Origin of the sequence: Dyadobacter soli, from assembly GCF_900101885.1 — a bacterium.
Classification (GTDB): domain Bacteria; phylum Bacteroidota; class Bacteroidia; order Cytophagales; family Spirosomataceae; genus Dyadobacter; species Dyadobacter soli.
Map to the genome: position 1 here is coordinate 44,865 of NZ_FNAN01000020.1, position 14,965 is coordinate 59,829.

At 50.3% G+C, this 14,965-nt stretch carries 8 protein-coding genes; 5 read left to right on the forward strand and 3 right to left on the reverse strand.

What is annotated here, in order from left to right; genetic code table 11:
* Positions 1-25: 25 nt before the first annotated feature.
* The 4 genes from BLQ88_RS28440 (at position 26) to BLQ88_RS28455 (ending at position 7,132) form a co-directional block, all read left to right on the forward strand.
* Complete coding sequence (locus tag BLQ88_RS28440) at positions 26-631, forward strand: RNA polymerase sigma factor (RefSeq protein ID WP_090156412.1); 606 nt, start codon at positions 26-28, stop codon at positions 629-631.
* 73 nt (positions 632-704) lie between these two features.
* Positions 705-1,799, forward strand: a complete 1,095-nt coding sequence (locus BLQ88_RS28445) for a FecR family protein (RefSeq protein ID WP_090156413.1) — start codon at positions 705-707, stop codon at positions 1,797-1,799.
* A gap of 152 nt (positions 1,800-1,951) precedes the next feature.
* On the forward strand, positions 1,952-5,383 hold the full coding sequence (locus BLQ88_RS28450; RefSeq protein ID WP_229212907.1) for a TonB-dependent receptor: 3,432 nt from the start codon (positions 1,952-1,954) through the stop codon (positions 5,381-5,383).
* An 18-nt stretch (positions 5,384-5,401) separates the two neighbouring features.
* On the forward strand, positions 5,402-7,132 hold the full coding sequence (locus tag BLQ88_RS28455; protein ID WP_090156514.1) for a RagB/SusD family nutrient uptake outer membrane protein: 1,731 nt from the start codon (positions 5,402-5,404) through the stop codon (positions 7,130-7,132).
* Between the two features lie 107 nt (positions 7,133-7,239).
* Here BLQ88_RS28455 and BLQ88_RS28460 read toward each other — a convergent pair whose 3' ends face one another.
* The 3 genes from BLQ88_RS28460 to BLQ88_RS28470 all read right to left on the reverse strand — a co-directional run bounded on the left by BLQ88_RS28460 (position 7,240) and on the right by BLQ88_RS28470 (position 14,260).
* Positions 7,240-10,392 (reverse strand): T9SS type A sorting domain-containing protein, encoded by a 3,153-nt coding sequence (locus BLQ88_RS28460; protein ID WP_090156415.1) that lies wholly within the window; start codon positions 10,390-10,392, stop codon positions 7,240-7,242.
* Between the two features lie 158 nt (positions 10,393-10,550).
* Entirely contained in the window at positions 10,551-13,505 is a 2,955-nt protein-coding gene (locus tag BLQ88_RS28465; RefSeq protein WP_090156416.1) for a sensor histidine kinase, read from the reverse strand.
* The gene (locus BLQ88_RS28470; RefSeq protein WP_229212908.1) at positions 13,490-14,260 is read right to left on the reverse strand and encodes a LytR/AlgR family response regulator transcription factor; all 771 of its coding nucleotides are present in this window, start codon (positions 14,258-14,260) and stop codon (positions 13,490-13,492) included. Before BLQ88_RS28470 ends, BLQ88_RS28465 begins: the two co-directional genes overlap by 16 nt.
* 308 nt (positions 14,261-14,568) lie before the next feature.
* Between BLQ88_RS28470 and BLQ88_RS28475 the strand changes: the two genes are divergently transcribed.
* Complete coding sequence (locus BLQ88_RS28475) at positions 14,569-14,958, forward strand: hypothetical protein (RefSeq protein WP_090156417.1); 390 nt, start codon at positions 14,569-14,571, stop codon at positions 14,956-14,958.
* Positions 14,959-14,965: the final 7 nt, after the last annotated feature.

The window sequence follows — 14,965 nt, forward strand, 5'->3', positions numbered from 1 at the left end:
ACCTTGACGCTACAAAATTTTCCAAATGAGCCGGATTTTTGGTCATGTTGCTTTAGAAGTCGATGAGTGGGTAGATACCGATGCATTCAGGACAGGCGACCGGGAGGCGTTTGCACGCTTGTACAAGTCCAATGTACACCACCTAATCAGCTACGGCTACAAGATTACCAGCAACCGCAATCTCATTCAGGATTGTACCCAGGACCTTTTTGTGGAACTTTGGGAAAACCGCGAGCGCCTCGGCGAAATCCGTTCGCTGCGGTTTTACCTGCTTAAATCGCTTCGCTACAAACTGGTAAAGCATTTGCGTTTCGACCAGCCGGAAAATCTCGACGAAGAGCGTTTGGAAACGGAAGACGACCATTTCGAGAACCAGACGGTGCGGGAGGAAACATTGACACAACAGTCGCGGCAGCTGGAAACCGCCCTGGCCCGGCTGCCCAGGCGGCAACGGGAGGCGATCCACCTCCGTTTTTTTCATGAATTAAATAATGAAGAAGTGGCGCGCATCATGGGCGTCAACTATCAGTCGGCCTGCAAATTCATCTACACCGGCCTGAAAACTTTGCGGGAAATCATGCATTTATCGTCGATTATCCCGGTTTTATTTTCTTTTTTTCTGAAATCTTAAAATTTTTTACTTCAAAATGGATTAAATCCCGCCGCTTTTGACACTGGAGTATATCAACCGAAACCGATGTACCATGGCAGGAGATTATGCCAACTTTGAAATAGAGGATTTTGCATTCGACGAAACTTTTCAGCACTGGGTTTTGAAAACCGACCCCGAGCATGAAGTATTCTGGAACAATTACCTGGCCGGGCATCCCGCGCAGACCGACAAGATACTGGCTGCGAGGGCGCTCGTGCAGGAGCTGCACACCGGCGACCAGGACGAACACGACCTGCTGGCACGGGAAATCTGGGAGCAGGTTGAGCACCGTACGCGTCCGGCGCCCCTTGCGCTATGGCGGCGCATTACCGCCTGGCATGTGGCGGCGTCGCTTGTACTGGCAGCGGCCTGCCTTGGTACCTGGTTGTGGAAATCGGAGAAAGCGCGGAACGTGGCGACGGCGGACATCGGGGCTAGTCACACAGGCATGATGCGCGAGGAGGTGAATGGCTCGGATAGTACACGGGACATTCGGCTTGCCGATGGCAGTGTGGTGACACTCGGAAAAGATAGCAGACTGGTGTTTCCGGCGGCATTTGACGGCAGGGAGCGGGTAGTACAGCTGGTGGGCGAGGCGTTTTTCGAGGTAAAACGCGACACGGAGCGTCCATTCCTGATCTACGCCAATGAAACCGTGACCAAGGTACTCGGCACCAGCTTTCGTATAAAGGCATACGTTAGTGCCCCGAATGTGATTGTTTCAGTGGTAACGGGCAAGGTTTCCGTGTTTGGTAAAAAGGATTATGAGAAAAATCCGAAGAACCCGCACATGACCGGGCTCGTGCTCACGGCCAATCAGCAGGCAGAATTTTCACGGCAAGAGCTGCATTTTAATAAAACACTCGTAGAGAAGCCGGTAATCGTCGAATCGGCGCCGGTAGGTTCTTTTGAATTTGACAATACACCTTTGCCGGAGGTTTTCAAGGTGTTGCAGGATGCTTATGGCGTGGAGATTATCTACGACGCCGACCTGGTGAAAGGCCGTTCGTTGCAAGTGAGCCTGGAAGATGAAACACTTTATGAAAAGCTCGACGTGATCTGTAAAACGATGGGTATGTCTTACCAGATTGTGGATGCGCGCATTCTTATCGAAAGGCAGGATACCGCAAAAAGTTTATCACCCTAAACCCTTACCAACATGACATAGGCTACTGCACGAAAAAAGCCGGCAATGCGGAAACATAGCCGGCCCGGTACTGGCTCCCCGGACATCTGTGGCGGATGGGGGAACCGGTTTTGTAAAAATCTTTTCGGGAAAATCACAAAACGATCAAAGGTATGAAAAAACATCGACTGCCTGTCGAGATCATGATAGCTATGGTTAAATTCTCCTGTTTCCACCTCTTTCTGGTTATGCTTACGTTCGGCGTGAGTGTGGCGGGGGATGGCTTTGCGCAGGAAATGCTGATGCGTCCGGTGACGGTAACGCTCGTAAACCAAAACGTGAGAACGGCCCTGACCAGGATCGAGAAATCGGCCAGGGTGAAGTTCAGCTATGAGCCTGCATTGCTGCAAAAAAGCGGAAATGTGAGCATTACGGTACAACGTGAGCCGCTGGCGACGGTGCTCGACAGGCTTCTCAAACCGCTCGGGATACAGTACAATCCGGCGGGCAAATACATTATCCTCACCCGCGACCCCAGCCAGGGCCTGCGAAAGCCGGAAGGGATGGAGGACAGCGAAGCCATGGAAAAATGGGTAACCGGAAAAGTCTCCGATGAAACCGGCGCAGCATTGCCGGGCGTGAGTATCCTCGTGAAAGGCACGCAAACGGGCACGACCACCCAGGCCGACGGTACTTTCAAGATCGACGTCGGAAACGAGCCTGCATCCCTGATATTCTCTTTTGTAGGTTATGTACCGCAGGAAATCGAGGTCGGCGGGCGTACGGCGATCGACGTGGCACTGAAAGTGGATACCAAAGCTCTGGAAGAAGTGGTTGTAACGGGCTACGGCACCCAAAAGCGCTCCGACCTCACCGGTTCGGTATCGACGGTAAAAGCGAATGATATTAAAAACCTGCCCGTACGCAGCGTGAACGAGGCTTTGCAGGGGCGTGCGGCGGGCGTGCAGGTTACCCGCAACGACGGCTCGCCGGGTGCGAACTCGGATATCATCATCCGCGGTGCAGGTTCGATCGGCGGTATGGCGCCGCTGTACATTGTGGATGGTATCAGGATGTCGGCCGGCAACAACTTCAACTTGCCGGATGTGGAATCGATCGAAATCCTGAAAGACGCCAGCGCCGCGGCCATTTATGGTGCCCAGGCAGCGGGCGGTGTGGTGCTGGTGACGACGAAGCGCGGTACTTCCATGGATAAGATGAGCATCAACCTCAATGCTTATTATGGGGTGAGAAAGCCTGTCAATTTGTATACATTATTGAATTCCAATGATTACTATAATGCTAAAACGGCATTTGGTGTAGCGACGGCCGGCTGGGGCGATCCCGCGGCATTGCCTAATACCAACTGGACGGATGCGCTTTTTACCAATGGAACGGAGCAAAGCTACTCGCTCGACCTGTCGGGAGCGTCGGCCAAGAGTAATTACTACATTTCGGCCAACTACCAGAAAGAGGGCGGTACCATTATCGACAATTGGTTTAAAAGGTATGGTTTGAGGACCAATTCAGACTATAAACTCAATTCGAAACTCAAAGTAGGAGAGACGATGTATGCCTGGATGACGGAGATCAACCCGACGGTGAGTACTACTTTTCCTATCCGTTCGGCGCCGGTGGTGGGCATTTACGACCCGACCAATGCTTACGGCGGCTGGGCAAAAACCGGGAGCTTTTTCGGCGGGCCTAACCTGGTGGGGCAGGAATACCAGAACCATATGTCGAACCAAACTTATGCGGTGGAAGGCAACGTGTACGCCGACTGGCAGATCATTCCAGCACTCAGTTTCCGGGCTACGTTCGGGGCCTCGGTGTACAATGCCAAGAACCTGAAATTTACAGAGGCATTCGATTACGGCATCGTAGCCAATCGCATTGCGTTTCTGGGCAGGGACATTAACAACCAGCGTAACCTGACCGCCAATTTCGTTTTGACCTACGCCAAAACCTTCGGTAAGCACGAAATAAAGGCGCTGGCGGGGTATGAGGCCTACAAATCCGACCTCAGTACATTGCACGGCGAAGCGCAAGGCTTTCCTTATGTGACTTACAATTTGGGTCTGACGACCAATCCGGGCAGCTATGTGACCAATGGGGCCGAGCTACCGCAAACGCGGCTTTTATCTCAGTTTGGGCGGGTCAATTATACCTATTCGGGGAAATACCTGGTTACCGGCACGGTGCGCCGTGATGGTTCGGACCGCTTTGGGCCGGCCAATAAATGGGGCGTGTTCCCATCGGCATCCGTGGGCTGGAAGCTGAGCGAGGAGGCTTTTTTGCGGGATAACCTGCATGCGGTTTCGAACCTGAAACTCCGCGCGAGTTATGGAAAACTGGGCAGTACGAGCAACATTCCTCAATATACCTACCAATCATCCTACGGTGGGAACGGTGGTACCAATGCCATGGGGCTTTTCGATGGTTCGCGTTCGAAAGGATATGCATTGACGGCCCAGCTCTTGAACGAGAATATCAAATGGGAGTCTGTGCTGCAAACCGACGTCGGTGTGGACGTGGGACTGTTCCGGAATGCATTGAACATTACACTCGACTGGTACAGCCGGCAAACGCAGGGCATGATTTACCAGGTGCCGGTAGCGCCTACGGCAGGTTTTGGCAATACATCGGTTTATACCAATATCGGTCAGATGAGCAACAAAGGCATCGAGCTGGCGGCCGATTACCGGGGGCAAAAGGGAGATTTTACCTATTCAGTGGCTGTTAATGCGGCTTTTAACAAAAACCTCGTGAAACAGCTCGACGGCAACAACAATAACCCCATCAGCGACGGGGTAGCAGGCAACGATCTCGACGGCAATGCAGGCCGCACGCAAATCGGCAACCCGATGAGCCAGTTTTACGGCTACCAGGTGGACGGCATCTTTCAGAGCAGTGACGAGGTGCAGGCGCTGAACGAAAGCGCGCAGCAAGCGGCAGGTTCTACCACCATTTACTATCAGAATGCAGGCACCGCCGCGGGCGACCTCCGGTTCAGGGATGTAAACGGCGACGGCCGCATTACCACCCTTGACAAGACTTTTATCGGTAACCCTTGGCCGAAAATGACTTACGGATTAACGCTAAACCTGGGCTGGAAAGGCCTCGAACTGACGGCATTGCTGCAAGGTATCCAGGGCGTGGATGTGTACAACGGCAATAAGTACTACACCGAGTATTTCTATGGCGATTACACTTCCACCCGGGATATTTTTAATTCGTCGTTTTTCAATGGCAACGGGCTGACAGACCAGCCGCGGATCGGTGCTACCAATACTTCCGGGACTTTTGCGCGCGATCCCAACTCTAACTACGGGCGCATTTCGAGCTATTTTGTGGAGGACGGCTCGTTCCTGAAACTGCGTAACCTGCAAATCGGCTACACTTTGCCCGGCCATTTGCTAAAAGCGTTGCATATGCAGGGCTTGCGGATATATGCGCAGGGACAAAACCTGTTCACGATCACGAAATACTCCGGCCTCGACCCGGAAGTGCTCGGGCGCAACGGTACCACGGCACGCGGGATCGATACGATTTTCTCCTATCCGCGATCCATGCTGCTTTCAATGGGTCTCAATCTCAGTTTTTAACATCCAATCCGAACGATGATGAAAATAGGTATAAAGCTGTCCGTTCTGGTGCTTCTGGCGCTAGTGACGGCGTGTAAGCAAAGTTTTGTCGATGTAGAAAACCCTACGGCCATTGCTACTTCGGCGTATCCCGAAAAGATTTCGGACCTCGAACAACTCCTCACCGGCGCCTACGCCACCCAGCATGCCGCCGGTACATTCGGTCGGGCGATGGGACCTTACAGCACTTATTTATGGGACCACACCACCGACCTCAGCTGGCAGGGCTCACCCAACTGGATTCAGATGGCGCAGAATAATGCATTGCCGAGCGATAACTTCCTCCTGCAAGTGTGGCCCGACCTATGGCGCGGTGTGCAGCGCTGCAATACGCTGCTGGCAGGCATTGAAAAGGTAAATCCCAATGCCTCCGAAGCCGATAAAGCCTCCATAGCGCTTATTAAAGGCCAGGCATTGTTCTTACGGGCATGGTACTACTTTTACCTGACCACTTTCTGGGGCGAGAGTTTCATCGTCGACGGGCAGGGCGGCGACAAGATGGGGGTGCCCATTCAGGAAAACGTGGCCAACGATTTGTCCAAAACCCAGGTATCCCGCTCGACGGTGCGCCAATGCTGGGATTTTATCATTAATGACCTCAAACAGGCCGAAACACTTTTGAAAGGCAAGAAATGGACGGCTGCCGCGGACCGCCATAAGGTGGACGAATGGGGCGTGAGAGGCTTCCTGGGCAAAGCTTACGTGTTTACGCAGGACTGGAATAATGCCAAAACTTCGCTTGCAAGCGTGATTGGCGAAAGCGGCAAGTCTCTGGTGTCCTTTGAAATCTATAAAACGATGTTCAACGGGCAGAACGAGTTCAATTCCGAATCGCTTTTCGAGCTGAACCTCAATGTGGATATGAGCTTTGCGGGTGCCACCGATTTGTCGATGGGCTCGATGATGGGGACGCTGATCTCTCCCTCATATGCAGGCGCGAACGGCACGCCCATTGCGTCGGCATGGTCGAACGTGTTTCCGCATGCGAAAAACATCACCCGTTTTGGCTTTAATGAAGGGCACTATTTCAAGCCGGGCACCACTTCGCCGAACATTTCGAATGTAGATCAATCCTATATCACCAAATCCATCACCGCACGCAAGAACCAGACCGTGGACCCGCGCCTGTGGGTGGCTTGCCTGCAACCCTACGTAGATTCGATGGTCGTGGCGGGTACAAAGCGGCCAATTTCACATTTTCTCGATGTCAATGAGCTCGATATGGAGGCGTGGAGTTTTCGTAAATACATTAATCTGAATGGTACGGAACTGGAAATCAACCGGGCGAATGGCAGCAACATCCTCTGGCTAAGGCTGGCCGATATTTATCTGCTCTATGCCGAAACACTGGCCCGAACGGGCGACAATGCCGGTGCATTGGAATACATCAACAAGGTGAAACGACGCGCGTACAGCCTACCGGTCGATAAACCTTCGGCCGTGGATTACAAAACCCTGACGGCCGCCACCATGGCATCCGACGATGTACTGAAAAACGACCCGCTGAAATACGAACGTTGGGCCGAGTTTTTCGGGGAGTTCAACTGGTGGTTCGACGTATGCCGGTGGAAAATTGGGGACAAGGAGGCGGCCTATTACGAGAAAATCCGCGGCGGCCCAATTCAATGGAATGCGACCGACTACGCGCAACCAATCCCGGTAAGCGAAATGACTTCGAATGTCAATATGCGGCAAAATCCGGGATATTGAATACATGGTTACTTGCAGCCCTTGCATAAGCCAGGGCTGCAAACTTACCTCACATGCGCAAGCAGCATCCGCGGTGCAAGGTTTTCAAAAAAGATGAGAATAAACAGTTACCGCACCACCTGAACCACACTGCCGCTGGCCTCCGTCTTATTTTCAATGCGGATCAAATAACTTCCTGCGGCCAGATTAGAAACATCTATATGCTCCTGATCTTGAAATTTGCCGATTTCCTTTCCATAAATCCTCTTTCCATCCGCAGCAAAGACTTCAATCCTGCCTGGCTGGCCGATCAGATCGGGCCTTACTTTGACTTGCAATTGGTTGGATACAGGATTGGGATAAAAGACCATGTCTTCCACATTGGATAAGTTCACCGCAATTGCTTTGCTGTAAGCGAAATCAGCATCTGTTTCGATGGATTTTAACCTGTAATAGTTGATTCCGGGAGCTGGGTTGTAATGGGTAAGACTGTAAAAAGCGGTATCAAGTGCAGGCGTTTCGCCGATGGCTTGGTACCTTTTGGCGTCTGTACTATGCTCTATCACGTATTTTGACATATCGACCTGGTCGGTTACTTCCCAATGCAGTGCGACAGCATTACCTTCGGGAGCGGCCCTGAAATTCACCAGCGTGACGGGAAGCGCTGCTTCGGAGGCGAGCCGGGATAGCCCAAATTGATTTGATATCCAGAAGCTTTCATTTTTATCAGTCCAGAGATCGCCGCCAAAATTTTGATAAGGCAGCGCATTCCCGACTTTTATCCAGGTTATATTATTAAACTTATAAACCTGTGTCTCACTCCCCGAGGCCAGAATGTAAGGCGTACCCACCTGTGACAGGCTGAGGCCGCTGATCCGGCTGCCAAAAGGAGCATTACCATTATTGAAAACAGACCAGGTGGAACCGTTGAAATGAGCAATGGAGTTCTGATTGGAGTTAATGTCCGTCTGTCTGAGCCACATTTTCCCATCGCTCTGGATTTCGATCTGCTCGATAAAATTTGCGATAGCCGGACTGGTTGAGGGGTTGATCGTGTAAATCTGGTTATGGTCGTTGAGGTCCATGACCAATATTTCACTGTTGTAAACCGGGCTGGTATTGACCACAATTATCCAGGCTTTGTTGTTGTAAAATCGGATGTCTTTAATATACTGGTTATCGGCAACCTGACGAAGTGCGGTCCAGCCGGTTGGCGTTTCTTTAAATATCACCTGGTTTGTCCAAAAGACATTATTTTGAGGGTTATAACCCTGAATATAACTCCAGAAGGAAATCTGTGTCACCGATGCGCCCGATGATGGCATTTCATTCGCCAGCTTGACTTTACGGTATACGCCTTGATTGCCGGCATTGAGCACGTGAATATTCAGGTCGTCGTCGGTATGAACAGCATTTTCCAGGCCTACACCCAAAAGCCCGTCGGTGTTTACGCGGTTGAATGCCTGATAGGTCAGCGTTTTTTGGTCAAGCTTGATAAATCCGGCATCTATCACACCAAGCCAGATGTGATCTTTGGACACAGCAATTTTCGGATTGGACCGGCCGAATACCTGCTGGTTTTTTTCACTCAGGAATGTAAGCCCAGCCGGTACAACACCATTACCTGTTGTAAATTGAACGACAAAATCAACCAGATCGCGATCGGGATAGTTGATCAGATCGGTACTGCGTTCTTGTACGCGGAGGAATAAAAGTTTATTAGCCGGCAAGGTTTTAAAAACATCGGCGATCTCTGAAAATGGCCTGTAATTCCGCTGAAAGAGCGGATTGGTAAACCCCGGATTGTCAGCGATCGTGATGGTCGTGTTGGAATTATAGACAGACGGAGAATACGCCACGGGAAGCGTTCTCGGGGCATTGGTGAGGTTGTTTGGGATCGGTAAGAACAGGCCTATCAGGTTGAGCCGCGGATTAGCCGAAAAATACCCTGTTTCGGACCATTTGCCCGTTTTCCCACCTTGAATAGCCTTAACACGCCATTTGTATCCGCCAAGATATGGAGCGTAGTCGAACGTATTTCCTGAAATAATCTGGTCCGTCGGATTAGAAAATTCGAAATCCGCCAGGCCGGCTACCTGAATGCGGTATGAAGTTGCGCCCGGCACACTTGAAAACGATAATGTTACGGCTTGCTGTGACGGAAAAAATGAATTGGTAGCGGGGCTTAGGATCAACGGCACGTCAGGCTGGTCGGGATCGATCTTGATTTTGATCGTGTTGGACCAGTTGGAAGTTCCAAAGGAATTGACCGCCCTGACCCTGACGAAATAATCTGTTCCCAGGGTTTGTTTCAGTAAAGAGACACCATTAACTAAGGTCGATTGGATCAGTTCGCCGGAGAAATTGACATTGGTGGAATAACTGAACTCGTAAGACTGGGCGCTCACGGAAGCAGGCCAGGCGTAAAAGTCACCTTTGATGGCCGTAATGTCCCCCGCAAGCGTAACAGGCTGGGGAGTCGATAGTATTTTGGCAAAGGTAATCTCTGCGTGCTGCCTGATGACCGCCGCCACCATGGGATGAAGGGGTTGCCGACCCGAGCCGCATTGGCTCATCATCGACCCCATCGTGTTAATTTCCGAGGACTTGTCATAACAGTTGCCTTCCACACCACCGCAGTAGTCGAGTGGCCCGCCTGGCCAGTCACAACTGTTGGTATGCAGCGAACCGAAATTGTGGGCTAATTCGTGCTGGATCGTGCCGACACTTTCCAGCGGAGAAACATTATACGCCCCCCCAATCCAGGCGAGGCCCGAAAAGCCACCGGTTACCTGTTTCGTGTAGAGGTACAATCGCTTGTCGAAATTGAAGTCGGATATGTTGCGGTTTGACAGAATATTAATAAGATTGGAAATATCAGAATGGCCTGCGTAAGGATCAGGTCCGCCATCCTTAAATATGCGGATGCCTGTGACCACTAGCCTGATATTTGCTTCCCTTTCAAAGAATTTCGAGGCTTTTTCAATATTTTCAATCACTTTATGAATGATCGCCGCCGTGTCCCGTTCGTATTTTACATAAGTGTCCGAATCAATGTCCACTGAAATACGGCAGATCGTAGTTTCTCCGGCGGTAGTCCGCGCATTTTGTTTTGCCATAATCGCCGGAAGCTCGTTAATGAGGCGTATTGCTGCCGGCGGGGCGTCGCTGCTTTTAGTCCCGCAAACAATGGGTTTTTCCTGGCTGAAAGCAGATCCGCAGGAAAGTAAGAGAATAAGAAAAAACTTGATTCCGTCGGAAGTAAAAGTTAAACCATTCATAATAGTATCAGGGGATGTGTTCAGGATGATCCGAAGCTTTTGGACTATGCTGACAGACACCACTTTGTAACACCGCCGTGGCAGTCTCCCTGTTTTTTATCAAAAGTTGCCGGACATTTGAGCGTTGTCGGAAAAACTTTGCGGGGCAACAAGCGTGGCTACACCAATGGAAGTTTAATTACAAAGTCGTCTGGCGTCTCGATGATTTGCACCGCCACCGGTGATAGAAAACTATACAGATTCACCAGGTGAATAAGTCCCTGTTTATTACTGGTTTCCACGAAGTTCTTTTTCTGCACATTGTTGCTGACCACCAGGTGCTGGCCCTCGGTATAAATCCGTATCACGAGCGGCGCGTCATCGCTGATGATGTTATGCTTGATCGCATTTTCAATCAGGTTTTGTATCGTAACAGGCGCTATCCTGAAATTGCCCATTGTTTCGGGCACAGCCGTATCGACTATCAATCCACTTCCAAACCGGGTACTTTGCAGCGCTATGTAGTTTTGGGCAAAGCTGATTTCTTCTTTAAGCGGAACGAGCTCTTTTTCCCGGTTTTTTAGAATGTAACGGTAAATGCGGCTCAACCCGTCCAGGAATGTACTAGCCTTGGCGGCATCCAGCCAGATGAGGCTGTCAAGGGATGTCAGGGAGTTAAACAGGAAATGGGGATTCAGCTGCTGTTTGAGGCTTTCGTACATAGCCATTGCTTTTTCTTTTTCTAGCTCATTGGCCTTGCTTTGCAATGCGAAAACAGCCGCTTGCTGTTTACGTACTGCCGCGACGCGAATTTTAAACAGCAAGTTGATGACCGCCAGGATCATGACCGCGGCCAGAAGAAAAAACCACGGCCGCTTCCAGATTGGCGATAAAATTGAAAATACCACCGCCTGCCGTGAAGCATGCCACGAAATCCCGTCGAGGCTGGCTTGCAGATCGAACCGGTAGTGGCCGGGAGCAAGCGAGGAAAACCGTACGATGTTGTTATTGCCGTGGTAAATCCAGCCATCATCGAGTCCCGCAAGCCGGTAGCGGTATTTTACTTTGGAGGCATTCTGGAAATAGGTCGTCACAAACTGTATTTCCACGGTATTCTGGTTCCACGACAGTTCCAACGGCCGTCCCTGATAAAGCGAATCATTCTGATTGATTTTAACCGAAGTGACCAGTACCGTCAGGTCTTTTCGCTGTGCGCCGATCAGTTCGGGACGGAAATAGTTAAGGCCATTGTTGCCTCCCAGGTACAGGTTGCCGTCGCCCGCCTGAAACAGACTGTTGGGGTTCAATTGTTTGTTCTGGACATTGTCCCAGATATCAAACCATTCGAGTTTTTTACTCCCTGCATCGTAGCGGTAAAAGCCGTCGTCGGCGCCTATCCAGATTTGACCGGTTTTATCCTGAAAAAGCATTGTGATCTGCTGATTGGCAAGTTCGGGAAGAATAGCCCGCCTGGTGAGCCGGTCGCCGCGCCTGGTAACCTCGAACAGCCCCACGCTCCCTGCCCAGGCAGTGGAATCGTTCCTGACCAGAAGCGATGTCACCAGCTTACTGGGCGTCATGGTAGTGTCCATGGCCAGTGTTTTGAACTTTTGATCCAACAGCAAGAGCCCTTTGTAAGTGCCCACCCATATTTTTCCGGCATGGTCCTGAGCCGCAGTTTGCAGGATAAAATTCGAGCCGGTAAATGCAAGTTCGGAGATTTTGTAGGTGTTTCGTTCCAGCAAATAACATGACAAGTCCCCCAAAACGAGCATATTGCCATTTGAAAGCGGCACAATGGAGTAAATATAATCCTGGCTGGCCTTAGTGCTGAGCGCCGGTTGACTGGGCGGGTAAACCGGTTTCCTGAACGTTTCGCTTCCCGGGTCAAACAGCACTACACCGCCGGCACCAGGTCCCAGAATCAGGTTTTTCCCGTCATAGACGATCCCCTGGATGGACGGGAACTGGAATGCGGCTGATCGCGAGTTACTGGCATGGAAGGATTTAACGGTACCGTCTTTTAAACTTAGCCTGGACAAGCCCGCGGAGGTCGCCATCCAAATATTTCCCTGGTTATCACCGGTTAGTGCGCGTATATTGTTATTCCAATCCATTCCCTTCCTGTTGAAGCTTCTGAGCCAGCTAATGGTGTGCTGCAATGGCTTGAAGAAGATAATGCCCTGCTGGCCGAGCATCCACAAGGTTTTGTCCTGATCGAAATAGCTTGTGTAGATTTCGTTGTTGGCCAGTTCGCTGCCGTAATGGTAAAGGACAGCTTTGTGGAACAAGCCCGATTTTCGGTTATAGCGGAAACAGCCCTTACTCGTACTGACAAGGTAATTGTCGCTGCCCAGCGGTGCTACTGCGCTGATTTCCATAAAGTTTGATTCGGGACGGGGCTGGAATTTGTCGGCCTGAATAGGGGAGCTGCTGCCGGTCCTGAAATCGAGCTCGAATGTCTGCAAACGCGCGTCGGTAACCCAGAGAATATCTCCTGAAAACGGGGCTATCGCGCTTACGGCATTGAATGGAATGCTTCGGACCTTCCTGGTATTGGTATTGTATGCAAATAGGATGTGGGTGTTGCCTATGAAGAACTCGTCTCCTGATTTCTGGAATATTTTTCTATAAAACTGCGTATCGGCAAGCCCCGGAATCGGCTGGTGAACAAATGTGTCGGTGGGCTTGTCGTAAGCGAACAGCCCTTTTCCACTGATAATCCACACCTGGTTTTGCGTGCTCACCTGCATTACATTAAACTTGGTCGGTAAAGGGCCATTGATACGCAGCCGCTGAAATCCCCGGCTGTCGCTGACAAAGCGCCTGATCGTCGACTGTGTACTTACCCAGATTTTCCCGTCGTGATCCGCGACTATATCCAGCAAATCTTCACCATCGATGTCAAACCTTTTCAGGTTCTGGCCGTCGAAACGCTGTATATACCGCGGCGAAAGCATCCACAGAAAACCATGGATGTCCTTGACCATCTTTAATATATTGGAAGTTCGGATCTGGTCTCCTTCATCGAGCAGCTGAACATTGTAGTCTGCCAGCTGGGCATGCACATGCTGCACCCTCATTGAGAGTACAAACCACAACAGAAGCAGACAGAGGTTTAGCGGTCGAACCATTTTTTGAAGGACGGTGCTTTTTCCCTGCTTACATCGATTTCAGCCTTTAACGGTTTTTTCATAAACACGGTCAATTTCTGATTTTCATGGAGCTGCACCGATGCGATTCCATTGATATTGACGATAAACTGCCGGTTTGCGCGGTAAAAGGTCCTCGGGTCCAGGATCTCTTCCAGCTCATCCATCGAGTCGTATTCCAGCGGATACTTCTCGCCCTGAAATGTATACAGGTAATAAATATTGTCTTTTACAAAATAGGCCACATCGGCGGTGTCTACGGGTACCCACCGGTTTCTGGCATTAATAATGAATTTTTCCTTATACGTGGCCTGCCCCTGTCTGTTGGAAATCGAATGCAGCAGGTTTTGAATATCCAACTGACTTTGGATGCTGGATTCCAGCAGCTTCCGGCATTTATCGATTGCCTTCTGCAATTCTGTTTCGCCAACGGGTTTCAGCAGGTAGTCGATTCCGTTGACTTTGAAGGCGCGGATTGCGTATTCATCATAAGCTGTTGTAAATATGACCGGGCTCGATAGCTGGTAGTAATCAAATAGCTCAAAACTCGTCCCGTCGCCCAGCTGCACATCCATAAAAATCAAATCGGGCTCGGCGTTTTCCATAAACCATTTGCGTGCCGTCTTCAAGCTCGGCAGAATGTGGATGATTTCGATATCGCTGGCCACCAGCTGTATTTTCCTTTCCAATTGTTTGGCTACCAGCAGCTCATCTTCCAGGATTATGGCCTTGATCATTTTAACATCGTTTTTATAGTAAAGTAATGGAGACTGCAATTATGCTGCTTTATGTCTTATCAAAAGTGGTCGAATGATTATTAACTGACAATTTTTAATTACTAAAACATACCAAAAACCTGCTGGAACGTACTCAGATCGAGTCCAGGCGTTGAAAAACAGTATGTCATCCGGCGATGAATTGAGTTAACGGTTCGCGGGTAATTTCGCCCCGTCTCAATGGATTTCTGCCCTGTTTGAAAAGAATAAATTTAGCCCGTCGGTGCTGGCTGGACTAGGTTTGTGCCAGAAAACAAAACGACAAATCCATGAGAAATTCATTTCAGCTTCTGAACAAATTTTGCCTCGTACTGGCTTTTGCATTCATTTTTGCCGGTTGCAGTAAAGATAAAGATCCTGCTCCGGCTCCGGCTCCAAAGGGAACTTTGCTGACCTACACCAACATCAACGATCGCAGTTTCGACCGCATTGATATCATCGTGGATGGAAAGGTTGCCGGAACACTTACCAAGCCTTTTGCAGTGAAACCAACCTGCGGTGCAGCAGCATCCGCCAGCGTAACAAGCATTGAACTGTCCGTCGGAACGCACAAAGTTTATGCTATCCAATACAAAAACGGTGAAAATGTGGGTGAATGGAACGAGGAAACAGAGACGATCAACGACGGAAAATGCACGCCGATTAACTGGACGGAATAAGCAGTTA